Raw genomic sequence first — 24,167 nt, forward strand, 5'->3', positions numbered from 1 at the left:
GCAAGTAAGCGAGAACCCTTCCCTATTCAACCGCCGCCTACAGCCGGTAAATCCGCGCTTCATGCGGACGCAGCGTGAGCGAACCTCCCGCATCGGCTCCACTTTCGTCCGCGTCCGAATAGTTGGCGAGCAGCAGCTCTTTTCGCCCGCCATCCAGACCTTCCGGCCACACAAATTCCGTGGCATGGTCCGCATGATTCAGGACGATCAGCCAGCATACGTCTTCCCAGGTGCGCGTGTAGGCATACAGATGCGGATCTCCGGCGGAAAGATCGCGGTAATCCCCATACACCATGACATCATGTTCCTTGCGGAACGCGATGAGCTGTTGGTAGTAGCGATAGATGGAATCCGGCTGCTCCAGATCGCGCTTGACGTTGATGTCCTTGTAATTCGGGTTGACCTTGATCCAAGGCGTTCCGCTCGTAAATCCGGCATTTTTCGAATCATCCCATTGCATCGGCGTCCGGGAGTTGTCGCGGCTGAGCGGCAGCAGGCTTTCGAATACGGCTTGCGGGTCTTTGCCCTTGTCAACTTCCTCGCGGTAACGGTTTTTCATCGCGATGTCATTGTAATCCTCGATAGAGGGGAAGCGCACGCCCGTCATGCCGATTTCTTCCCCTTGATAAATATAGGGCATACCGGGCAGCGTATGGATCATCGTAGCCAGCAGCTTGGCCGACTGCATGCGATACGATCCGTCGTTGCCGTAGCGCGACACTTGGCGGGTATGATCGTGATTGTTCAGAAATTGCGAGTTCCAGCCCTTGCCCCGCAGCCCTTCGTACCAGCGGCTCTGAATATCTTTGAACCGTAGCATGTCCCAGGCAGGCATCTCGTCGGCCACCTCGAAGTGGAACAAGGTATTCAATTCATGCCGGTCCTCGCCGACATACTTCAGCCCTTCCTCGGGGGTGACGAACGCGGCTTCCCCGACCGTTACAATATCATAGTGCCGCAGCACCTTGTCATTCATTTCCTTCAGGTAGGCATGCAGGCCGGGATTATTGGTCAAATACCGGATGTCCTCAGGGTTCGCGGCATCGGGATAGCCCTCCGACTTGGCGAGCAGCGCGATCGCATCCAGACGGAAGCCGTCGATGCCCTTGTCCAGCCAGAAGCGCATCATGGCGTAGATCGCTTCGCGCATCTCGGAATTGGCCCAGTTGAGATCCGGCTGCTCCACCGCAAAGGAGTGGAAATAATATTGCTCCGTCCGCTCATCCCACGCCCAGACGGACGGCGAGAAATAGGAGCGCCAATTGTTCGGCTCCTGTCCGTCCTGCTTATCCTTCCAGATGTACCAGTCGCGCTTGGCGTTGTCCCGCGAGGAGCGGGATTCCAGGAACCACGGATGCTGATCCGAAGTATGGTTGACGACAAGATCCATGATCAGCTTCATGCCGCGTTTATGAGTTTCCTCAAGCAGGATTTCCCATGTGTCGAGTGTTCCCGCCTTCGGCATCATCGCATAATAATCGGAAATGTCATAGCCGTTGTCCCGGTCCGGCGACTCATAGGCCGGGTTCAGCCAAATCACATCGACGCCAAGTTCCCGGATATAGTCCAGCTTGGCCAGGAGTCCCTGAAGATCGCCGAAGCCGTCTCCGTCCGTATCCAGGAAGCTGCGCCAGTATACCTGATACACGACAGATTCCTTCCACCATGTCCGTTTCATAGCCAACACTCCTATCCATAGTTTGTGAAAATGTTCAATTCCCATCGATGCCCCTATTATTGCGTAAAGGAAAAGCATTTGCAAAGCGGGCCTGGATGGCCTGAATTAATCATTGTTGAAAACGCTTTATTCATAGTAGAATGAAACAAAGTCAAGCCTGGACTGGCATGGACAAAAGCTATACGGACAGGAAGGAGCCGGTGCAGCGTGAGGCGGTATCTGAAGGAACTTAGATGGTTCAAGTCGCTGCAAAACAAGATTTTATTCGTATTTTTCTTGCTCATTCTGCCCTTGGGCCTGCTGCTTGTTTACTACAATTTCTATGCCTCCGAGGTCATCCGCAATCAGGTTGCTCATTCCAATGCCAACGTGCTCAGCATGTATTTGGGAACGCTGGACCGGGAACTGGAGGATATCGACAAATATTTGTTTAATCTGATAGCCAAAGAGCCGGACCTGCTGGCGCTGGACAGGCCGGAGGACAATGACGCCGAGGCGTACAATCTGGCCCGCATCCGAATCCATAACAAGCTGGCCACGGATGCCGTATATTATGACCGCATCGGGATGTTTTTCGTATATTCGCAGAGGAACGGAGATCTGATCTCCGCCTACAACCAGCAGATGACGTATCCGGAGCAGCATCGGTTGAAAAGCGAGCTGACCGCATTGTTCGCTCAAGACCTGAGCGGTTATACGGGGCGCAATCTCTGGTTTCTGCATCAAGAGGGGGATTCTCCTTCCTTATATCGGATGATCCGATACGGCAATGTGCTGATAGGCGCGCTGATGAGCATGGAGCATCTGATGGCTCCGTTCGAAGCGGCCGATCTGGGGAACGGAGGCCGATTTGTTCTGGTGAACGAGCAGGACCGGCCCGTACAGGCGAACCCTGCGCTGGAGGAGGAAGGCATCGAGTTTCATGCGCCTGACGGAGCATACCGGATGGAGGGCAAGCGGGATTCTTACATGGTCGTGAGCAAGGATTCAAGCAAGGGAGCCTTTCGGGTGGCCGCGCTGATCCCGGACCGGCAGATCATGGAAAATATTCCGTATCTGCACCGGATCGTCACGATGATCGTAGCGGGAACGCTCATCGTATTGCCCATCGTCTATTTCTTCTTGCGGCGAATGGTGCTCGTCCCGATGAAGCGTCTCGTGACGGCGATGCGCAAGATCAAGTCCGGCGACTGGGAGACGCGGATCGATCCGAATGCCTCGTCGGATGAATTTTCCATGATTAATGAAACCTTCAATACGATGGCCACGCAGATCAAGGAATTGAAGATTCATGTGTACGAGGAGCAGCTGCACAACCAGAAGACGGAGCTCAAGCATTTGCAGCTGCAGATGAATCCGCATTTTTTCCTGAATTCGCTGAACATTATTTATCATCTGGCCCAAGTCAGGAACTTTGAGCTTATTCAGGAGATGTCGCTCAGTCTAGTGCAGCATTTCCGGTATATGTTCCGCAGCAGCGGCTCCTTGGTTCCTCTGCGGGAGGAGATTGAGCATACGCGCAATTATGTCCGGATTCAGGAACTGAGATTCCCGGCCAGGCTTACGGCGTCTGTCACGGTGGAAGATTCATGCATAGAAGCTTTGGTGCCGCCGCTGGTGTGCCAGACGTTCGTCGAAAATGCGATCAAGCATGCCGTATCGATGGACAGCCCGCTTCAGATCACCGTCAAGGCGTATGTCGAATGGGAAGACCCTCACTGGATATGGCTGGATATCCGCGACACGGGCAAGGGCTTTGACGAGGAAGTGCTGAGCAAGCTGTCGGAAGGCGTCGATATCGGCGATGAGCGGGGCAACCATATCGGGATTTGGAACATCCAGCGCAGAGTGCGACTGATGTATGAGGAAGAGGATGCCGGGGTTTATTTGTCCAATGCGATCGACCGCGGGGCGGTCGTGCAAATCCGGCTGCCGATGAAAGTTAGAGAGACGAAGGGGGCGGAAAGCGATGTATCAAGCGCTGCTGGTGGATGATGAACGTTACGCGCTGGACGGTCTGCAGTCCGGGATCGATTGGAGCGGCCTGCAGGTCGGCGAGGTCCACTTGGCTTCCAACATACGACAGGCGAAGGAGACGATGCGCAGCCATCCCGTCGATTTTCTGATCTGCGACATCGAGATGCCGGAGGGCAGCGGCCTTGAGCTGCTGATATGGGTCAGGGAGCATTATCCGGAGAAGGAATGCGTATTCCTGACCTGTCACGGAGATTTCGGCTACGCGAAGCAGGCGATCCAGCTCGGCAGCCACGACTATCTGCTGAAGCCTGTGCGATATAGCGAGCTGGAAACGGTCATACGCAAAGTACTCGAGAAGGTGGAGAAACGGCGTCAGGATGAAAGCTTCAAACAAAGCTACGATCACTATGTCACCTTGTGGCAGCAGCATCAGCCGCTCATTGTCGAACGGTTCTGGCTGGACCTGCTGAACCGGGAGCTGTCCTCCGATCCGGCCGAGATTGTCAAAGCGCTGGCGCAGCGCAACATCTCATATACCGAGAAGATGAGATTCGCCCCGATTCTGATCAGTGTACAGCGGTGGCGGCGCAAGCTCGCGGTCCGCGACGAGAAGATCATGGAGTACGCGTTGCGGAATGCGGCTGCGCACAGCCTGATCCCGGGCCAGGATATGGGCCAGGTCATTCCATGGCGTCCCGGCTCCCTGCTGGCTATTTGGCCTTGCGGGGATGGCGGTGAGGAAGAAGCGGAGAGACTGGCCTGGAAGGCCCGGTGTCAGGCGTTCATCGACTTTTGCAGCCAAAGCATGTATTGCGAGTTGTCCTGCTATATCGGGCGGGCGTCTTATCTTCACGAAATAAGCGCGTTGGCGGCGCGGCTCAGCGCTTTTCATGCCAATAATGTGATGGAAGTGAATCAGGCTTATTTTATGGAGGACGAGCTCTCCCGGATTGAACCGGAGCAAGACTTCAAGCAGGAGGGGATCGCGTTCCCGGCCGAATGGACCGAGCTGCTGACGCAAGGGGAGCGGGAGAGGCTGCTGGCGGAGGTTCGCTCGTTCCTCGTGCGGATCAAGACGAGCGACGTGTGCAGTCCGCGAACGCTCCATTCCTTTTACCATGATTTTATCCAGATGATCTATTACGTGCTCCATGCGAAAGGGCTGAAGGCGCACGAAATTTTCTCCGATCTTCTGTCCCCGGAGCAGGCGATCATGGTGACCCGTTCGTTCTCCTTGCTGAACGAATGGGCGGGGCATGTGATTGAGGTGGCGATAGCGAACCTGCACGAGCGGGAAGAGAGCGAGACGATTGTGGACAAGGTCCAGCTGTTTATTGCGGCGAATCTCGACCAGCCCCTGACGCGCAAGGATATCGCCAATCATGTGTACCTGAACCCGGACTACTTGGCCAAATTGTTCAAAAAGCAAACGGGCACGGCGCTCTCGGATTATGTCGTAGGCGAGCGGATGAAGCAGGCGAAGTCCATGCTGGAGCATACGGGCGCCTCGATCGGAGCCGTCGCGCTGTCGGTCGGGTACTCCAGCTTCTCGTATTTCTCGAAAACGTTCAAGAGCAGGTTCGGCATGACGCCTCAGGAGTTCCGCGCGGAGCTTGGGGATTAGGGGGCGGGGAGAGAAATAAAAAGGTCCGCCTCATCAGCGGACCTTTACTCTGCTTGCTTTATAATCTGCAATCGCAATGCTCACTTCTTCCTGCCGCTGCTTATCGCCAGGTCCAGGGAGAGTGGGGGATACTTCGAACTGATTATAACGATGATCTGACGAGTGAGCTGCACCAAGACGCAACTGACGACGAAGACCTTGATTGAACGGACGTTTAGGCATAGAATGATCACCTCTAAGTTAAGTATACATCAATCAGACGCTGCCCAGCAACATCCGGTATAAACATACGCGTCCTGCCCACTGCTATGGCACCATACTCTTGCTGATAATGCTCCATAAGTCCAGTTTTCGCATCAAAAGCAATGAAACCTTCAGCACCAAGCTCTTGGCTTCTCTTAGCTGCAAAAGCAAATAAATGATGAGCCACATATTTATATTGTTCAGCAGCTCCACGGTTAAAGGGAGATTTCTCAATTAAGTGTATCCACACATGATCGCCCTGATACTCTAATGCAAGAGCTCCTTCAATACGATTAGAGCCAGTCACCATGATCTTGTACACTTCAACAGCGGGATACTTGAAATATAATCTCCAGTTAAACCCTGGCGTCCATCCTGGGCGCATCTCTTGAATATCTCGCAACTGCATCCTGGTTACAGTAACAGGAACTTGTCTGCCCGTCGCATTTTCTATTAGCATACCAACCCTCCTAATCATAAGATGATATCATACTATAGTTCAGTGAAAAGGAAATAATTCCATACCTGCCGAACATACCCTCAACCAGACGAAGATGCCGTGATATGCCGGTATCTTCGTTTTTCGTTTATCCCAAATTTCTCCGGATCAGGAGCCGGGACGAGCGAGGATATCCGAATATGGACAATAACAGGTCCGCTTTCCGTTAGAAAAATGGCCGGAGGTTCCGTACACTAAGGGTAGTTCCTGACAAGGTCAGGGCAGGGCGCGCCATGCAGGCGAGAAGCCCCGAAACTCTTGAAGCGGGAAATGGAGGATGACGATGCGTCCAAGCCTGAATCACGAAACCATCTGTTATGTCCAAAATGAAGGAGGCCCTCTGCTGGGCTATAGCGAAGGCTCCGGAGTGGGGATTATTTACCGGGACGGTCTTGCCTTCAAAGATCATAGCCGGGACGGGGTACTGGATAAGTATGAAGACTGGAGGCTGTCCCCGGATGAACGGGCCAAAGATTTGGCCTCCAAGATGTCGATCGAGCAGATCGCCGGATTGATGCTGTACAGCTCCCATCAGGCGATTCCCGGTACGCTCGGCTGGAATACGGCTACTTACGGAGGCGTTTCGCTGGAAGCAAGCGGGGCTCCTGCCTGGGAGCTGACCGATCAGCAGCAGGCCTTCCTGTCCGCGGATCATATCCGTCATGTGCTGATTACGCGGGTGGAAAGCTCGGAGGCGGCGGCTCGCTGGAACAATACGCTCCAGGCTTATGTCGAGGGTCTGCCGCTGGGCATCCCGGCCAATAACAGCTCGGACCCGCGCCACGGGCGGGCCTCCGCTGCCGAATTCAACAGCAGCGGGGACGGCGGACTGTCGGTATGGCCCGAGTCGCTGGGGCTGGCAGCGACGTTCGACCCGGAGATAGCCAGGCGGTTCGGCGAGGTAGCCTCGCGGGAATACCGGGCGCTTGGTCTGGCGACGACGCTGTCTCCGCAGGTGGACATCGCGACTGATCCGCGCTGGTTCCGCTTCGGAATGACATTCGGCGAGGACCCGCAGCTGGCGGCCGACATGGCCCGGGCGTATATCGACGGCTTCCAGACGTCGGAAGGAGAAGCGGAAATCGCCGGCGGGTGGGGTTGTCACAGCGTCAATGCGATGGTGAAGCATTGGCCGGGCGGCGGCTCGGGCGAAGGAGGACGCGATGCCCACTTCGGCTATGGCAAATACGCCGTGTATCCCGGGAACAATTTCGACGAGCATCTGATTCCGTTTACGGAAGGGGCGTTCCGTCTAGCGGGCCAAACGGGGCAGGCGTCTGCGGTTATGCCGTACTACACCATTTCTTACGATCAGGACAAGAAGAACGGGGAGAACGTCGGCAACAGCTACAGTTCCTATATCATCAACGACCTGCTGCGCGGGGGCGCCGGCTATGACGGCGTCGTTTGCACGGATTGGGGCATTACGGCCGACGAGCCCGAGCACATCGAGCGGCTGTTCCCGGGCGGGCGCTGCTGGGGAGTCGAGGAAGCGTACACGGTGGCGGAGCGTCACTATAAGCTGCTGATGGCCGGCGTGGACCAATTCGGCGGCAATGATCAGGCCGGGCCGGTTCTCGAAGCGTACCGGATCGGCGTGGAGAAGCACGGCGAGCCCTTCATGCGCCAGCGTTTCGAGCAGTCTGCCGTTCGTCTGCTTCGCAACCTGTTCCGACTGGGACTGTTCGATAATCCATACGTCCGGGTGGAGGAGACGGCTGCTGTGGCTGGCAGCGAGGAATTTGTCCGGGCAGGCTTCGAGGCGCAGCTGAAGTCCTGCGTCTTGCTGAAAAATGAGCGGCGGATTCTGCCTCTGGCTCCGAGGAAAAAAGTATATATACCGAGAAGAAGTCTTCCCGCCGGGACAGACTGGTTCGGACGGCCGACGCCAGCGACGGAAGCCTACCCGATCAGCCTGGACAAAGTCAGCCGATATTTCGAGGTGACGGAGGATGCGGCTGAGGCGGATTTCGCGCTGGTCTGCATCGAGAATCCCCACTCCTCCATGGGCTACAGCCGAGCTGACGCGGAGGATGGCGGAACGGGTTACGTGCCGATCAGCCTGCAGTACCGTCCGTACACGGCGGAGCATGCACGCGCCGAAAGTATCGCGGGCGACCCGCGGGACGTAGCGAACCGCACTTACCGGGGCAAACGGATCACGGTGGCGAATGAAGGCGATTTGGAGATGGTTCTGCACGCGCGCGAGCTGATGAAGGAGAAGCCGGTCATCGTGTCGCTTACGTTGTCCAATCCGGCAGTGGTGGCGGAGTTTGAGCCAATGGCCGACGCGATTCTCGTCAACTTCGGAGCCGAGGACGAAGCTGTGCTCGAGGTGCTGAGCGGAGGAGCGGAGCCGAGCGGACTGCTGCCGTTTCAGATGCCGGCGCATATGAGAACCGTGGAGGAGCAGCATGAGGATGTGCCGCATGATATGGAGGTGTATGTCGATGCGGCCGGACATGCTTATGATTTCGCCTACGGCATGAACTGGAGCGGAGTGATTCGCGACGAGCGGGTAGCCCGTTATGGCAAGGGCCGGAGCTGACGCTGCCGGTAACATACAGGCAACACACAGGCAACACACAGGCAACACACAGGCAACACACAGGCAACACACAGGCGACACACAGGCAACACACTTGAGGGGACGCGCGCTGCGCGTCCTCTTTTTGTTCGGCCCGCCGGCGACGATATCTGGATTTTTACAACGACAGGTCTGCTTTACGTTAGAGGCCGGCTGGAGGACGTTGTACAATAAAAGCATCCCAAACGAAGGAAGGAGCAAACGAGGTGAATACAGCGGAGGCGCTGAAGCAGCGCAGAAGAGAAAGCCGCACGGACAGCAGAGCCGGGCTGGCTTCGACGCTCAAGGCTTGTTCCAAATACGGTGTATTGTATCTCATGATGGTGCCGGGCTTGATCTATTTTATCATCAATAACTACTTGCCCATGTTCGGTATCGTCATTGCATTTAAGGAGGTTAACTTCGCCAAAGGATTGCTAGCGGGCGAATGGGTCGGCTTTAAAAATTTCGAATATTTGTTTCTGACGGAAGACGCGTGGATTATAACGCGAAATACAATTCTTTATAACAGCGCTTTCATTCTGCTGAATCTCGTTGCGGCGCTGTTCACGGCGATTATCCTGAACGAAGTGCGCAATCGGGTGCTGAAGCGCGGGTACCAAAGTCTGGTGCTGCTACCTCACCTGATCTCATCGGTTATGATCGGCTATCTGGTCTATGCCTTCCTCAACATGGAGACGGGCTTCGTGAACAAAACGATCCTGCCCCTGCTCGGCCTGGAGGAGATTTCCTGGTACAGCGAGCCGAAGTATTGGCCGTTTATTCTCCCGCTCGTCAGCATCTGGAAGCAGGCAGGTTACTTGTGCGTCGTCTACCTGGCCTCGATCATCGGCATCGACAAGGAATATTACGAAGCGTCCACCATCGACGGGGCTACGAAATGGCAGCAGATTCGCAGCATTACCATTCCGCTGATTACGCCGGTCATTATGATCATGACGCTGCTGCAGATCGGGCGTATTTTCTACTCCGACTTCGGCTTGTTCTATCAAGTTCCGCTCAATTCGGGAGCGCTGCTCGATACGACAAATGTCATCGACACGTATGTGTTCCGCGCGCTGATCAATCTCGGCGATGTGGCGATGTCCTCGGCTGCGGGCGTGTATCAGTCGCTGGTCGGCTTCGTGCTTGTCATCACGGCCAACTACGTGACACGCAAAATCAATAAGGATAACGCGTTGTTCTAAACGGCCGTAAGGAGGAGTTCGCATGAGAGCGAAAGAAAACGTCTATCAATGGCTGATCAATCTATTCATGGCGCTGCTGGCCTGCCTGTGTGTGCTGCCCTTTGTGCTGCTGTTCTCGGCTTCGTTCACTTCCCAGGAAGCCATCATCCGCAACGGCTTTACGTTTATTCCGTCCGAATTCAGTACGGAAGCCTACACGTATCTGTGGAACGACGCCGCCAAGCTGGCGAGAGCCTATGGGGTGACGATAACCGTAACGGCTATCGGGACGGCAGTCAGTCTGGCGATCACGACGCTGCTTGCTTATCCGCTGTCCCGCAAGGATTTGCCCCTGCGCAATTTCTTTGCCTTCTTCATCTTCTTCACCATGCTGTTCAATGGCGGGCTGGTGCCGTTGTATCTTATCTACACCAAGCTGTTCGAGCTGAAAAACACGATCTGGTCGCTCATTATCCCGATCGGTCTGACCAATGCATTCTTCGTCATGATTACGAGAACGTTCTTCCAAACCACGATCCCGAACGAGGTCATCGAATCCGGCAAGATTGACGGGGCGGGAGAGCTGCGGATTTTCGGTCAAATCGTGCTTCCTCTGTCGCTGCCGATTTTGGCGACGGTCGGTCTGTTCCAAACGATCCATTATTGGAACGACTGGTTTAACGGCCTTATTTTCCTCACGGACAGCCGCCTGTTCAGTATCCAGAATCTGCTGAACCGGATATTGCTGGACGCCCAGTATTTATCTACGATGGATTTCGGATCGGCCCAAGGCGAGTTGACCTCGTCCATCCCCACCCAGTCCATCCGGTTCGCGATCGCCGTGATCGGCATAGTGCCGATCCTGCTCATCTATCCTTTCTTCCAAGGCTTTTTTGTAAAAGGGTTGACCGTCGGCGCGGTCAAAGGATAAGGCTTGGCCCGATGGTTATCGGTTCAGCATACGGTTACACTAGAACAGAGATCTATGAGGAGGGGTACAGATGAATAAAAAGTTGCGACTGCTGGCAGGACTTCCGCTAGCGTTATCGCTTGTCGCATCCGGTTGCTCGGGCGGAGGTGCGCCAGGCGACGGAGCGAAGCAGGGAGGAGAAGGAGCTTCGCCATCGGCGGACAACGGAAAGGCTCCCTATGAGGTGACGCTCGTCTACATGGGCAATGAGTCGACGGATATCAAGAAAGTCTCCGAGGCGATGAGCCAGATCACCAAGCAGAAGATCAATGCCACGATCAAGCTGCAGCCGATCAGCGCCGGGGCTTGGGCGCAGCAGACGAATCTGGCGCTGACCAGCCAGGAGAAAATCGACATCTTCATGGCTTCCTCCATTTACAATTTCTCGACGCAGGTGGCTGCCGGACATTTTCTGCCGGTGGACGATCTGCTCGCCAAGTACGGACAAGACATCACGAAGCTGCTGGACCCTTCCTACCTGAATGCGGGCAAGGTCAACGGCAAACAGTATGCGCTCCCGACAAATAAGGATATGGCAACGCAAGGCGGCGTCATTATGCGCAAAGATATGGTGGAGAAATACAAGATCGATCTGTCCGCAATCAAGACAATAGCGGATTTGGATGCCGTGTTCGCCACGATCAAAAAAAATGAGCCTCAGCTCACTCCGATCGCGACGGCCAGCGCCCTCACGCCGGTCGACATTCTGGCTAGAAACGATGCGCTGGTAGATAAGCTGGGCGTATTGCCCAATTACGATAACGGCTTGAAGGTTGAAAATCTGTATGAACGTCCCGAGTATGCGGAGCTGCTGAAAACGATGAGAAAATGGTACGAGGCCGGCTATTTCTCCCGCGATGCCGCCACCTCGACGGAGCAACCGCATGATGTCGTCAAGGCGAACAAGGCGTTTGCGTTCTTCAATGTGATGAAGGTCGGCACGGCCGAATCGCAGAGCTTGAGAACGGGCATGCCGATGGTGACGGTGCCGCTGACGGATGCGGTATCCACCACCTCGCATGTTACGAACTTTATGCATGCGATACCAAGAGGCTCGCAAAATCCGGAGAAAGCGATGCAGATGCTGAACTTGCTTTATACGGACAAGGAATTGGTGAATCTGCTGAACTGGGGCATCGAAGGCACCCATTATGTGAAAAAATCGGATACCGTCATCGATTATCCTCCCGGCGTGGACATCAAGACGGTCAGCTACAATACAGGCAACATCAGCTTTATGTTCGGCAACCAGTTCCTGAACTATATTTGGCCGAATCAGCTGAAGGATATTTGGCAGCAAACGGATCAATTCAACAAAGGCGCCAAAAAATCGGTTGCGCTCGGCTTTACCTTCGACGCGACGCCGGTCAAAACCGAAGTTGGGGCTGTCAACAACGTGCTGCAGCAGTACAAGGCGGGGCTTGAGACGGGTACGCTCGATCCGGAGAAGACGCTGCCTACCTTTATCTCCAGATTGAAGACGGCAGGGATGGATAAAATTATTGCCGAGAAGCAGGCGCAGCTGGATCGCTGGAAGGCTGCGATGAAATAGACGGGCCCGGGGGAGGAAGAGTCAGCATCATGAACGTTATCCTGATTACGCTGGACAGTTTGAACCGCCATTATCTGAAAGCCTACGGCCAGCCGGCCGGGCTGGAGGTCAGCACGCCGAACCTGGACCGCTTTGCGGCCCGGTCGGCCGTGTTCGACCGGCATTACTCGGGCAGTCTGCCGTGTATGCCGGCCAGAAGGGAGCTGTACACCGGCACACAGGAGTTTTTGTGGCGGTCCTGGGGGCCCGTGGAGCCTTATGATCTGCCGATCGCGCGCGCTGCCGGCCGGGAGGGGTATGTGACGCAATTCATCAGCGACCAGTTCCATTTCTTTCTCGGCTACAGCCACGGGTATTACGACGATTATCACGGCTTCGAGCTGGTTCGCGGACATGAGCTGGACCCGTGGAAAACAGCCCCTCTCGGAGGCGATGACCAGCCGTTTCTGAAGCGGATCAGCTACAGGCCCGGATCGCTGAAGGCATTCGACCGGGCGGCTTACGCCCGGAATGTGCGGGGCTTCAGCCGGGAAGAGGATTTCTTTGCCCCGCGGGTATTTACGTGCGCGGAGCAGTGGCTGGAGGACAATCATACGCACGACAAATTTATGCTCGTCATCGACAGCTTCGATGTGCATGAGCCCTTCCATAATCCGGACAGCGTCGCCGGGATGTATACGGAGGAGGAGCTTCATGACCCCGATCTGCCCGTCTGGGCCCATTCGGGCCGCACGGATGAAGGGCATGGGCAGCTCAGCGAGCGGCAGCTTGCCTTTATCCGGTCGCAGTATGCGGCCAAGCTGACGCTGACCGACAAGTGGCTGGGCAAAGTGCTGGATAAGCTTGACGAGCATGGGCTGTGGGAGTCGACGATGGTCATCATCACGTCCGACCACGGTCATTACTTGGGCGAACGCAATCTGATCGGCAAGCCGGCGTACAACAACTACAACGTGCTGGCGAATATTCCGCTGATGATTTGGCATCCCGAGGGAGCGCATCAGGGAGGGAGGGTTCCGGCCCTGACCGCTACCGTCGATATTTATGCGACGATGATGGAGGCCGTCGGCCATCAGGCCCCGCAGCGCCCGGGTCATGGCCGCAGCTTGCTGCCGCTGCTCAGGGGCGAAGCGGATAAAGTGAGGGACTGGGCGGTATACGGCTATTTCGGCGGAACGCTGAATATCACGGATGGCAGCCATACGTATCATGTGGCGCCCGACGAGCGCGTGCCGCTGTACAATTATTCCACCATGTACATGAATCCTGCGGCGTTTTTCCTTCCCGGGTATGTGCCGGAGCAGGTGGAAAGCGGCCGGTTCCTGCCGTATACCGACGCGACAGTCTGGAAGTACGAAGTGCGGATTCCGCCGGAATTCGCCAGCTACAGGAAGACGGGCTACGCGACCGAGCTGTACGATACGGCCGCCGATCCTGGGCAGACGAATAATTTGCTGGACAGCTCGCCTGAACTGCACAGCCGGATGAAGGAGCTGCTGAGAGCGGCGTTGTCCGAGCTGCAGGCGCCGCCCGAGGCGTTCGCCCGGGCCGGTCTCGCTCCGTTATGACGGCCGGATCAAGCGTGTGGGTGATCTCCCACACCGATCTGATCATCCGGATGATGGTGGCGGCCGTACTCGGGGGACTCGTCGGAATGGAGCGGGAGTGGAACAATCATGCGGCAGGCTTCCGGACCCATATTCTCGTATGTCTGGGATCGGCGACGATTATGCTGCTGTCGATCTACGGCTTCTCGCAGTTCGTGAACGAACCGAATGTAAGAACTGACCCGGCCCGGCTGGCGGCCCAGGTGATCAGCGGGATCGGCTTCCTGGGCGCGGGGGCCATCCTGCGCAACGGCTCGGCGATCAGCGGGCTGACGACAGCCGCTTCCGTCTGGGTGGTAGCGTCGATCGGCTTATGTGTGGGAGCAGGCTTCTTCGTCCTGGCTGTCGTTTGTACCGTTATTACGTTAATCAGCCTGCTGATCCTGAACAAATGGGAGAAACATCTGCTCCGCTCCCGCCGTTATCATGAGATCGGGGTCCAGGTGGCGGATCATCCCGAGGCGCTGGGGGCTATCGCCTCCATCCTCGGCCGGGAAGGCATCCAGATCCGCAGCGTCAAGCTGGTCAGCGATCTGGAGATGAGAAGCAGCCATGAGGCCCGGCCGACGCTGCAGCTCACGTTCAAGCTCAGGGCGCATGACCGCAGCAAGCTGCTCGGTGCGCTCGGCGAGATTCAACGGCTGGACTATGTGCTGAGCACGGATTCGGCGTGGGGAGATGCGCTCAAGCAGACACAGGCCGGACATTCTCCCTTTGCTTCCTAGCTAGTTGAGGCGGCGTGCGGTTGTCACGCCGGGCCTGCTTTTGTTATGATGAAGAAAGCGGCTTATCGAACGTGCCCGCCAAATCTTTATAACAGGAGTCAGGGACTTATAATGAAAAAATACGCTTTGCAAAGCTTTCGGGTCATCAGCTTTCTGGAAGGCATATCCTTCCTCGTTCTGCTGCTGATCGCCATGCCGCTGAAATATATGGCCGACAAGCCGGAAGCGGTTTCCGTCACAGGCTCGATTCACGGCTTCCTCTTCGGAATTTACCTGATTGCCGTCGTCGCGATGGCCATCTTGTTCCGGTGGAAATTGATCCGGATATCCGGTGCGGTATTGGCGGCGTTCCTGCCCTTCGGGCCATTTGTTCTGGATCGTCGTATTAAACACGATACGTAAGCGCATGGGCGCGCGGGCAGAGCCTCCTTCGGGAGGCTCTGTTTCGTTTGGTCATCGTTGATTTTCTGACATTTTAGTTTGGCGAAGGTCTAGCATTTCGGCCGGCGCTTTATTTACAATACAAATAGAAGGAGGGGTCGCCTTGAGATGGTGCAAAGTATTGGTTGTCGAGGATGAGGTCCCGATGAGGGAGCAGCTGCGGTTATTTCCGTGGCGGACGCATGCCTTTGAATGGATAGGCGAGGCCAAGAACGGATTGGAAGCGCTTACTATATATGAGGAGAAAAAGCCGGACATCGTGCTGACGGATATCGCCATGCCGTTCATGGACGGGCTCGAGCTGATGAGGCAGCTGAAGTCGGTCAGCTCTGACGTCCAGATCATTCTGCTGACGTGCCATAACCAATTCGACTATGTCCGTGAGGCTCTGCTGCTGGGCGCCTGCGATTATTTGATGAAGGGAGCCTACCGTGACGAAGATCTGGTAGAAGCGCTCAACCGGGCCAGAGGACGGCTGGGGAAGACGGCCGGTCCGGAGGAGCCCCACCGCTACGAGGTGCAGCAGGCTATTCAATATATCGAAGAGCATCTCCATCTTCCGATCAGCCTGAACGAAGCGGCGAGCCATGTCGGCTTAAGCCCGAATTACTTCGGTATCGTCTTTCGCCGGGATACGGGAAGTTATTTTCAGGATTATGTCAAGAAGCTGAGAATGGACCAGGCCGCCTTTCTGCTGAAAAACAGCTCGCTGAAAATTTATGAGATTGCCGAAAGGGTCGGAATCCTGAACTACCGGTATTTTACGGATGTGTTCACCAAGCATTTCGGCACAACGCCCAGAGACTACAGAGGTTCGGGCGCATGAGAGCGAAGCGGGCAGGCATCTTTATCAAGCTTTTCCTGTCTTTGACCCTTGCCAGCGTGCTGATTTTCTCCGGATTGCTTTACTTCAGCCTCAACAGCTTCAAGGAAGCTTTCTACAGCCAGAAGACGGATGACATGTCGCTCTATACGGAAAGAACCGGGCAGTTTCTGGATATGTATGTTCAGAATGTGCGCAATCTGCTGCTGGAGGTGTCACGCCAGCTGGATGCGGAGGACATGCAGAAGGAGCCGTGGAAGACGGAGGAAATGCTTGCCCGGCTGCTGGAGTGGAACAAGGAGCTGATCAGCCAAGTATATGTGCGGACGGCCGACGGCCGGGTGCTGACAGGCAACCGGTTGCTGTATGATACGATCGAGCATCCGCAGCTGCTGGAGACCTTCCGGATCGTGGACGACAACCCCGGCATCATCAGCTGGAGCCAGCCGTATTATTCGCCAATGCTCGTGGATGAAACCGTGGCCTTTGCCTTGGCGGTCCGCGACAAATCCGGCAGGCGCATCGGCATCGTGCTGGCCGAAATTAATACCCCGCAGCTGTCCGGACAGCTAAGCAAGCTGTTCTATGGACAAGAGAACAGCTTCGTTCTCTTCTCCGAGAAAGGGCGGCTGGTCGCTTACGAACGCAGCAGCGCGCTGCTTCCCTACGAGCAGGCCACCGTTCCGAAGCGGCTGGACGCTTCCTTCGTCTCCCGGCTGTGGAACGCGGAGAACGGGGTAAACCGGCTGAAAGGGCCGAAGGAGGCGCTGCTGACGGTAAAAAGCAACCGCAACCAGCTTGGCTGGTATCTGGTTACGGTGACCGGCGAGCAGCGGTTTATGGTAAGCGTCCGGGAGGTAATCGGGCGTTATGTGGGGATTAGCGTGCTGTGGTTTGCGCTGCTCATCGTATTCACTTATTTCATCAGCCGTCACTTCATCAGACCGCTTAAGCTGCTGGCCCTGCAGATGGACCGTTTCAACGGGGAGCTGTTCCCGCTGATCGTCTCTCCAGAGCCCCGTAATGACGAGATCGGCGACCTGACGCGCAGCTACCAGCTGCTGATCGAACGCATCCGCGGGCTGCTGGAAACGGTACGCGAGAAGGAAGAGAGAAAGAAGGAGTCCGAGCTTAGGCTGCTGCTGAGTCAAATCCGGCCGCATTTTCTGTACAACACGCTTGCTTGCATAGGGAGTCTGGCCAAGCAGCACCGCGCAGCCGACGTAGTGGAAACGATCCGGTCGCTCATCCGCCTGCTGACCTTCAGCATCGACAAGAAGACGGAGATGGTGACGCTGTACGAAGAGCTGGATCTGCTGAAGGCGTATGTGCAGATTATGAAAATCCGCTACGGAGATACGTTTACGCTCGTGATCGAGGTGCCCGAAGAGGACATGGGGCGCATTGTCCCCAAGATGCTGCTGCAACCGCTCTTGGAGAACGCCTTGTTCCACGGCGTGGTGCACAAGGAGGACGGCGTCATCCGGATTAGCGTGCGGCAGGAGGGAGAGACCTTCGAGCTGCGGGTGCAGGATAATGGCCAGGGGATGACGGCCGAGCAGCTGGCCGCAGTGCAAGGAGCGCAAACGGCCGTTCATGACGATGGAACGCGTCCGGTTCGCCAAGGTCTTAACGGCATAGGACTAAGCAATATCCAGGAACGGGTCAAGCTGCTTTATGGGGAAGAATACGGGTTAGCCATCGAATCTGAAGTAGGCTTCGGAACCTGCGTACGGGTCAAGCTTCCCGCCCGGCCGTTTCGTTGATAATATGACATTTTCGCTTTATCGCCGCCTATTTCCCGGACGGTGCAGCCTCTATGATGGAGATATAGATTCCGCATAGAAAGGGGACTGCACCATGTTCAGCAAAAAAGCGGCTTTGCCCGCAGAGAGCGGTTCGTTGATGACCGACGGCTGGATCAAGCCTGTGCTTCGTATAGTATGGAAGTACAGGGCATTGTACTTGATGCTGCTGCCGGGACTGCTTTATTTTGCCGTATACCGGTATGCGCCGCTGTTTGGAGCGATCATTGCCTTTAAAGATTACCAGGTGATGCGGGGCTTCTGGGAAAGCCCTTGGGCCGACCCGTGGTACAAGCATTTTAAGTATTTCTACGATTCCCCCTATTTCTGGGAAATTATCCGCAATACCTTTCTCATCAGCCTCTACAAGCTGGTCTGGGGGATGCCGCCGGATATTATTATCGCGATTCTGCTCAACGAGGTTAGACACCGGTTGTTTAAAAGAACGGTTCAGACGCTCAGCTATTTGCCGCATTTTCTGTCCTGGGTCATTATTTACGGGATTCTGATCGCCTTTCTGTCGGAAACGGGAGGCTTGATCAACTATTGGCTGAAGGAGTGGACGGGGCAAACGGAATCGTTCCTGACTTCGGTCGAATGGTTCCGCACCATCATCGTTGCTTCCTCGGTGTGGAAGGATATCGGCTGGGGCGCCATTATCTATTTGGCGGCGATTGCGGGGATCGATCCCGGGCTGTACGAAGCGGCGCGTATGGACGGAGCGGGCCGGCTGCGGCAGATCTGGCATATTACGCTGCCCGGCATCAGCCAAGTGATCATCCTGCTGCTGGTGTTAAGGCTCGGCAGTATTCTGGACGCGGGCTTCGACCAGATCTATATCATGTACAATGTGCAGGTATATCCGGTTGCGGACATTATAGACACCTGGGTATTTCGCGTCGGGCTTGAGCAGATGAATTTCAGCCTGGCTTCCGCCGTCGGCTTGTTCAAATCCGTGATCGGTCTTGTGCTGGTGCTGACTGCCAATAAAATCGCCAAAAAGTGGGAGGGGCAGCTATGGTAACCTCTTGGCCGGAGAAGCTGTACCTGAGCGTCGTCTATCTGATTCTGACTATCGTGGGAATTGTCGCCGTATTCCCGCTCCTCTACGTGGTGTCGGTGTCCGTGACTCCTTACGAGGAGCTGATGAAGTACGGCGGGTTTCGGCTGATCCCGGACACGTTCACCTTCAGCGCGTATTCGATTTTTCTGAAGGACCCGATCATCCCGGGCGCGTATAAGGTGACCTTGTTTATTACAGTGGTCGGGACGGCGGTCAATCTGCTGCTCACCATGCTGATGGCTTATCCCCTGAGCAAGTCGTACTTGCCGGGCAAAAAGTTTTTTTTGCTCGCGATCGTGTTTACGCTGCTGTTCAGCGGAGGCGTGGTGCCAACGTATCTGGTCGTGAAGGCGACGGGGCTGATCAACTCGGTCTGGGCGATGATTTTGCCCAATGCGATAGCCGCGTTTAACCTGCTTATTATGAAAACGTTCTTTGAAAATTTGCCGGACGCGCTCGACGAAGCGGCGCGGATCGACGGGGCCGGGGAAACGCGTATTCTGCTCTCCGTCGTGCTGCCCATCTCGGCGCCGATTATGGCGACGATCGGATTGTTTTATGCGGTCAGCCACTGGAATACGTTTTTTCCGGCCATCATGTACATCAATGACGCGACTCTGCATCCGCTGCAGGTGATTTTGCGGGGAATTCTCAATCGTTCGACCAACCCTGACGTCCAGCTCGAAGAGGTGCTGCCTACCGAAACGCTGCAGATGGCGGCCGTCGTGCTGACCTCGCTGCCCATCGTTGTCGTCTATCCGTTTATTCAGAAATATTTTACGCAAGGCGTGCTGCTCGGCTCGGTCAAGGGATAAGCTTCGGGGACGATGATGGCGAAACTGACATTTTCGGTGATCGTCTGTATATTTTCGTAGCAGCTGCTGTTCTACGATGAAAGTGGGGAAATCAACCAACAGGCTGATGGATGGTCCGAAGGGGGAGCTTATGAATCAAGAGGGTATCGTGCTGGAAACCGATGTGCTTGTCGTAGGCGGAGGAACCGCAGGCTGTCTGGCCGCTCTGTCGGCAGCTCGGGAGAACGTCAAGGTGCTCGTGCTGGAAAGCGAATCTGCGCTTGGGGGCGTTGCGACAAGAGCGGGCATTCACCGCTATTATTACGGCTCGCCCGGCGGGATGCAGGAGGAGATCGACCGGCGGACGGAGGAGGTCGGCCGGCTGCTGGGCGGCAGCACGATGGGCTTCCATCCGGAAGCCAGACGCATAACGCTCAGCCGATTATGCGAGGAAGCCGGGATTACGGTGGTGCTGAACAGCATCGTGTACGAGGTGCTGCTGGAGGGCCGGCAGGTGCTGGGGGTCAGGGCCTCGACGGAGGAAGGGAAGCTGACGGTCCGCGCTGCCGTCACGATCGACGCCACGGGCAACGGCAACGCGGTCAAGCTGGCCGGAGGTGCTATGAGCTATGGACGGGAGCAGGACGGGGTGTACCATAATTATTCGCTGGTGCCCCGCAGAATCCGGGACGGGCAGATCGGCTATGACAATCTGGATGCCGGCTGGGTTGATCCTTACGACCCGTGGGATGTGTCCCGGGCATTTCTGCACGGCAGAGCGTGGATCGGGCAGGCTTATCGGGAAGGGCTGCATTACTATGGCATCTCCTCTGCGCTTGGTTACCGGGAGGGCGGACTGATCGAAGGAAGGGGCCGTCTGACGATCGACCACTACATGGAGGACGCTTCGCTGCCGGATGTGATCGCCAGAAGCTATTCCCATCTGGACAATCACGGCTTCGATACCGGCAACGAAAGCGACTTCAGCCAGCTCTGGATTTCTATTCTCGGCTTATTCGCCAGAGGGCTGTGGTGCGACATTCCTTACGGCAGCTTGCTGCCGTCCGGACTGGAGGGCATAATGGTCGGCTGCCGGGCGCTGTCCGTAGACCGGGATGTTTCCATGGGCGTCAGAATGCAGAAGGACATGCACAAGGTCGGCGAAGCGGCGGGCCTTGCAGCCGCCATGAGTGTGAAGGCGGGAGCACCGCCCAGCAGGGTGGATATCTTGGAGCTGCAAAGACGGCTGCTGGAGCGTGGCGTGCTTGAGGCGGACGATCTGAACCGGACCGAGTCGCGCAACCTGGGCTTCCGCCAGGGGCCGCTGGCCGGGAAGACGGTGCCTCCGGAGCGGGCCGGCGCGTATGTCGAGCCGCTTATCTCTTACTTCGGAGGCGAGGAGCAGTGGAAGGCGGTATGGCTGCTCGCCAAACGGGTGAAGCCCGAGGCGGCGGCCGGACCGCTGAGACGCGCGCTGGAGCAAGGCTCGCCAGCGAGCCGGCTGTGCGCTGCCATGGTCCTCACGATGCACGGCGGGAAGGACGCGGAGGCATTTCTGCTGGAGCTGCTGGCCGCTCGGGAGAGGACGAGGCTGACGGATCATCCGAAATGCCTGCCCTTCTGGATCGCAGCGCTCATCCTGCTGCGGATGATGAAGAGCTCCGCCGCCGTGAACGAAGCGGTGCAGCTGCTGGAGGAGCCGCTCACATCCGTCGAAGCCGTATTCGCGCTGACGTACTTGAGCCAGGCGGCAAGCCCGCTTTCGGACGTACGGAAGCGGGCGGTTGCCGAGGCGGTCAAACGCTTCGCGGCACGTCCGGGACTCGGGGACGATTACAAGATGCACGGCAGCCGCAGCGAGTCGCTGCGCTGGAGTCTGGAGCTGCACGCCGCCGAGGTGCTGGCCGTATGCGGCGATAGCGGGTACCGGAAGCTGCTCGAGCCGTACACAACAGATCTGCGGGGCTACGCGCGCAGCGCTGCCCGCGAGCTGATCAGGCGGCTGCCGCAACGGGAAGCAGCCGCTGTGACGGGCGTGGCGGCGGATGCGCCGGATGAGATCGGAGCGGGGGAGCTGCGTCCTGTCGACTATGATGTGGCCGTCCTTGGCGGAGGCATCGCCGGAGTTGTCTGCGCGGCCGCTCTGAGCCGGGCCGGCGCCCGGGTGCTCTTGGTCGAGACCAGCAGCGCTTTGCTCACGGAGGTGACGCGCAGCCGCCTAACCCGCTGGCCGCAGCCGCCGGGGCTGGCCCGTGGCGGAGCGGCCGCAGCGCTGACCGCCTGCCTCGCGGAAGCGGGAGCCTTGCGCGAGGGCGAGGTAGAGCCTGTGCTGGCGCAGCTGGCGGCCGACCGCTTCGTCCGGGAGGCGGGGGTAACGGTCTTGTTCGAAGCCCGCTGCCTGGAAGCGAGCATGGAGGTGCAGGGCGGCGGACAGATGCTGCAGCTGGTACACAAGAACGGGAGGCTGAACATTTGCGCAAGCAGAGTGGTGGATTGCACGCCCGAAGCGTCGGTGCTGAGCCTTGCGCCGGGGATGGAGCGCAGGGCGGCCGCCCCGGGGGAAGGCAGGCTCGTCTCCACGCTTGTGTGTGCCGAGCCGGTGAGCGAGCTGCGTGCCGAGCTCGGCGCGGGGCAGGGCAAGGTTGCCGTTCGTATTCGCCCGTCCTTGCATGAGAAGGAAGCTTATCTGGAGACCGCATGGCATCGGCCAGCGGGGGGCAAAGACGGAGCGGCCGGCGGCTTGGCGGCCGTTGCGGAAGCCGTGAAGCGGCTGCGTGAGGAGGGGGCCCTTCCGGCCCAGGCTGCGCTTGCTTATATCGCCGACATATCTTGGCAGCTCCCCGACTTCATAATAGATGCGAATGCTTCAACCCCGGCTGCCGCAGGCTCGCGTATTGCGGCCGTGCCGGACGGCCGGCTCCTGGGGGCCGGACTGTGGCAGGCCCGTGTCCGGGAGCGCCTGGAGCAGGCGGAGAAGCGGCAGCGCGACGAGCTGGCGGCAGCCGAGTTGCTGCTCGCGGGCGAGGAAGCGGCTCGGGTAGCGTGGCCGGAATCGCAGGAAAGAGAAGGATGATCATAGCTGGAAAATGGGGGCGAATATATTGCTTAAGCAAACATGGACAACCAAGATAACCGTTGTGGCGGTCGGCTCGTTACTCCTCACCGCATGCGGCGGACAATCCGCGCAGCCGCAGGGCACGGCCCAGGAGCCGAAAACGCCGGTGAAAATCAGTGTGTTCGTCAATGGCGGAGCGGGTCTGCCTACGCCGGATAAGGACGTTATTTTGCAGCGGCTGAACCAGGATTTGAATATGGACATGGAATTTAACGCCCCGGCCTCGGATTACGACCAGCAGCTGAGCGTGAAAATCGCGGGAGGGACGCCGCCCGATTTATTCAACGTGTCCAAGGAGTCGATGGAGCAATATGCCAAGCAAGGCGTATTGCTGGAGATCGGCAAATACATCGACCGGATGCCGAACGTGAAGCAGAAATGGCCGGCTGACGAGCTGAACAAGGGCAAGGTTGACGGCAAGGTTTATGCGCTGCCGAAGCGTCCGCTTATTCCGATTAACAATACGTACTTTATCCGCAAGGACTGGCTGGACAAGGTGGGCTTGGCAGTGCCGACCAATACGGAGGAGCTGTTGAAGGTCGCCGAGGCGTTCACGTACAAGGACCCGGACGGCAACGGCAAGCAGGATACATTCGGCCTGACAGGACTTCAGCTGGCCGGCACATCTCCGTTTCTGCCGATCTGGTCGGCTTATGGCTCTCCGGGACGCGGCCACATTATGATCAAAAATAACAAGCCGGTCTACTCGACGATCGAACCGGAGTTCAAGGAATCGCTTGCGGCCATTAAGAAGTTTGTTCAGGCGAAAGTTGTCGATCCCGAATTCATGGCCAACACCGGCACGAAGGCCGACGAGAAAGCTTACAAAGGGCAAGCCGGCATTAACTATGCGCACTGGGCGCGGATGACGAAGGAAACGAATGTCGCCGTGTATAAGGCGGTGAATCCGAATGCGGAATGGCAGCAGATGGATGCGCTGACCGGACCGGGCGGCAAATATCAGGGTTATGTCGATATGGGCGCAGCTCCGGGCTTTATCGCGCTGCCGAGCTCTCTGGAGAAGCAGCCGGAGAAGCTGGCGAAGGTACTGGCGTATATCGACTACGTATCCGGCGGCAAGGGGGAGCAGCTTGTCAATTACGGGATCGAGGGTCAGCACTATGCGCTGAAGGACGGCAAGGTGGAGGTGCTGCCGGCAAGCAGCGAGGTGGTGTATTCGTTCATCCATCAGATCACGAACCGCGACGACTACGAGTATTTGAAGGTGAAATTCCCGACGCTGGAGCCTTATTACAATTTCGCCATGAAGCAGCCTTACCTGAAGGTGTACACCAGCTTCGTATCGTTCCCCGCCACGATGAACGCTGCGGATCTGAAGCGGTACGAGGAAGCCGAGATCATCAAGTTTATTTATGGCCAGCGTCCGCTGGAGGAATTCGATCAATTCGTCAAGACGATCAAGGACACGTACAAGATCGACGCCTATCTCGCCGAAGCGGAAGCCAAGCTGAAGGACGTGGGCATTATCAAGTAAACG

18 protein-coding genes are annotated in these 24,167 nt (G+C 56.9%); 15 read left to right on the forward strand and 3 right to left on the reverse strand.

What is annotated here, in order from left to right; all coding sequences use genetic code 11:
• Positions 1 to 37 precede the first annotated feature (37 nt).
• Positions 38 to 1,678, reverse strand: a complete 1,641-nt coding sequence (locus BLR08_RS11285; protein ID WP_072329405.1) for a glycoside hydrolase family 13 protein — start codon at positions 1,676 to 1,678, stop codon at positions 38 to 40.
• Between the two features lie 207 nt (positions 1,679 to 1,885).
• Here BLR08_RS11285 and BLR08_RS11290 point away from each other — a divergent pair, with 207 nt between their 5' ends.
• Complete coding sequence (locus BLR08_RS11290) at positions 1,886 to 3,673, forward strand: sensor histidine kinase (RefSeq protein WP_072329404.1); 1,788 nt, start codon at positions 1,886 to 1,888, stop codon at positions 3,671 to 3,673.
• Positions 3,648 to 5,279 carry a response regulator gene (locus tag BLR08_RS11295; protein ID WP_072329403.1) on the forward strand — a complete coding sequence of 544 codons (1,632 nt, stop codon included), beginning with the start codon at positions 3,648 to 3,650 and terminating at the stop codon, positions 5,277 to 5,279. The genes BLR08_RS11290 and BLR08_RS11295 overlap by 26 nt, the downstream gene beginning before the upstream one ends.
• Positions 5,280 to 5,312: 33 nt before the next feature.
• On the opposite strand, the gene BLR08_RS31100 is transcribed toward BLR08_RS11295, so the two are convergent.
• Both BLR08_RS31100 and BLR08_RS11300 read right to left on the reverse strand, forming a co-directional pair.
• Positions 5,313 to 5,501: a hypothetical protein gene (locus tag BLR08_RS31100; RefSeq protein ID WP_176835488.1), complete on the reverse strand. Its 189-nt coding sequence runs from the start codon at positions 5,499 to 5,501 to the stop codon at positions 5,313 to 5,315.
• A 13-nt stretch (positions 5,502 to 5,514) separates the two neighbouring features.
• On the reverse strand, positions 5,515 to 5,982 hold the full coding sequence (locus tag BLR08_RS11300; RefSeq protein ID WP_072329402.1) for a hypothetical protein: 468 nt from the start codon (positions 5,980 to 5,982) through the stop codon (positions 5,515 to 5,517).
• A gap of 322 nt (positions 5,983 to 6,304) precedes the next feature.
• Here BLR08_RS11300 and BLR08_RS11305 point away from each other — a divergent pair, with 322 nt between their 5' ends.
• From BLR08_RS11305 to BLR08_RS11365, 13 genes are all read left to right on the forward strand, one after another.
• Positions 6,305 to 8,569 (forward strand): glycoside hydrolase family 3 protein, encoded by a 2,265-nt coding sequence (locus BLR08_RS11305; RefSeq protein WP_371117246.1) that lies wholly within the window; start codon positions 6,305 to 6,307, stop codon positions 8,567 to 8,569.
• Positions 8,570 to 8,925: 356 nt separating this feature from the next.
• Positions 8,926 to 9,795, forward strand: a complete 870-nt coding sequence (locus tag BLR08_RS11310) for an ABC transporter permease (RefSeq protein WP_083536955.1) — start codon at positions 8,926 to 8,928, stop codon at positions 9,793 to 9,795.
• A gap of 22 nt (positions 9,796 to 9,817) precedes the next feature.
• Positions 9,818 to 10,705 carry a carbohydrate ABC transporter permease gene (locus tag BLR08_RS11315; protein ID WP_072329400.1) on the forward strand — a complete coding sequence of 296 codons (888 nt, stop codon included), beginning with the start codon at positions 9,818 to 9,820 and terminating at the stop codon, positions 10,703 to 10,705.
• Positions 10,706 to 10,775: 70 nt separating this feature from the next.
• The gene (locus BLR08_RS11320) at positions 10,776 to 12,296 is read left to right on the forward strand and encodes an ABC transporter substrate-binding protein (protein ID WP_072329399.1); all 1,521 of its coding nucleotides are present in this window, start codon (positions 10,776 to 10,778) and stop codon (positions 12,294 to 12,296) included.
• 29 nt (positions 12,297 to 12,325) lie between these two features.
• A complete protein-coding gene (locus BLR08_RS11325) occupies positions 12,326 to 13,864 on the forward strand; it encodes a sulfatase family protein (RefSeq protein ID WP_072329398.1) in 1,539 nt (512 codons plus the stop codon).
• Positions 13,861 to 14,628, forward strand: coding sequence for an MgtC/SapB family protein (locus tag BLR08_RS11330; protein ID WP_072329397.1), 768 nt, complete (start codon positions 13,861 to 13,863; stop codon positions 14,626 to 14,628). The genes BLR08_RS11325 and BLR08_RS11330 overlap by 4 nt, the downstream gene beginning before the upstream one ends.
• Positions 14,629 to 14,739: 111 nt before the next feature.
• Positions 14,740 to 15,030 carry a DUF3817 domain-containing protein gene (locus BLR08_RS11335; RefSeq protein WP_072329396.1) on the forward strand — a complete coding sequence of 97 codons (291 nt, stop codon included), beginning with the start codon at positions 14,740 to 14,742 and terminating at the stop codon, positions 15,028 to 15,030.
• Between the two features lie 142 nt (positions 15,031 to 15,172).
• Positions 15,173 to 15,895, forward strand: coding sequence for a response regulator transcription factor (locus tag BLR08_RS11340; protein WP_083536943.1), 723 nt, complete (start codon positions 15,173 to 15,175; stop codon positions 15,893 to 15,895).
• A complete protein-coding gene (locus BLR08_RS11345; RefSeq protein WP_072329395.1) occupies positions 15,892 to 17,658 on the forward strand; it encodes a cache domain-containing sensor histidine kinase in 1,767 nt (588 codons plus the stop codon). Before BLR08_RS11340 ends, BLR08_RS11345 begins: the two co-directional genes overlap by 4 nt.
• Positions 17,659 to 17,797: 139 nt before the next feature.
• Positions 17,798 to 18,721: an ABC transporter permease gene (locus BLR08_RS11350; protein ID WP_072329478.1), complete on the forward strand. Its 924-nt coding sequence runs from the start codon at positions 17,798 to 17,800 to the stop codon at positions 18,719 to 18,721.
• Complete coding sequence (locus BLR08_RS11355; RefSeq protein ID WP_072329394.1) at positions 18,715 to 19,575, forward strand: carbohydrate ABC transporter permease; 861 nt, start codon at positions 18,715 to 18,717, stop codon at positions 19,573 to 19,575. Before BLR08_RS11350 ends, BLR08_RS11355 begins: the two co-directional genes overlap by 7 nt.
• Positions 19,576 to 19,705: 130 nt before the next feature.
• Positions 19,706 to 22,627 (forward strand): FAD-dependent oxidoreductase, encoded by a 2,922-nt coding sequence (locus BLR08_RS11360; RefSeq protein WP_072329393.1) that lies wholly within the window; start codon positions 19,706 to 19,708, stop codon positions 22,625 to 22,627.
• Between the two features lie 28 nt (positions 22,628 to 22,655).
• Positions 22,656 to 24,164 carry an extracellular solute-binding protein gene (locus tag BLR08_RS11365; RefSeq protein WP_176835489.1) on the forward strand — a complete coding sequence of 503 codons (1,509 nt, stop codon included), beginning with the start codon at positions 22,656 to 22,658 and terminating at the stop codon, positions 24,162 to 24,164.
• Positions 24,165 to 24,167: the final 3 nt, after the last annotated feature.

It is taken from the genome of Paenibacillus sp. cl123 (assembly GCF_900101595.1).
GTDB lineage: Bacteria > Bacillota > Bacilli > Paenibacillales > NBRC-103111 > Paenibacillus_G.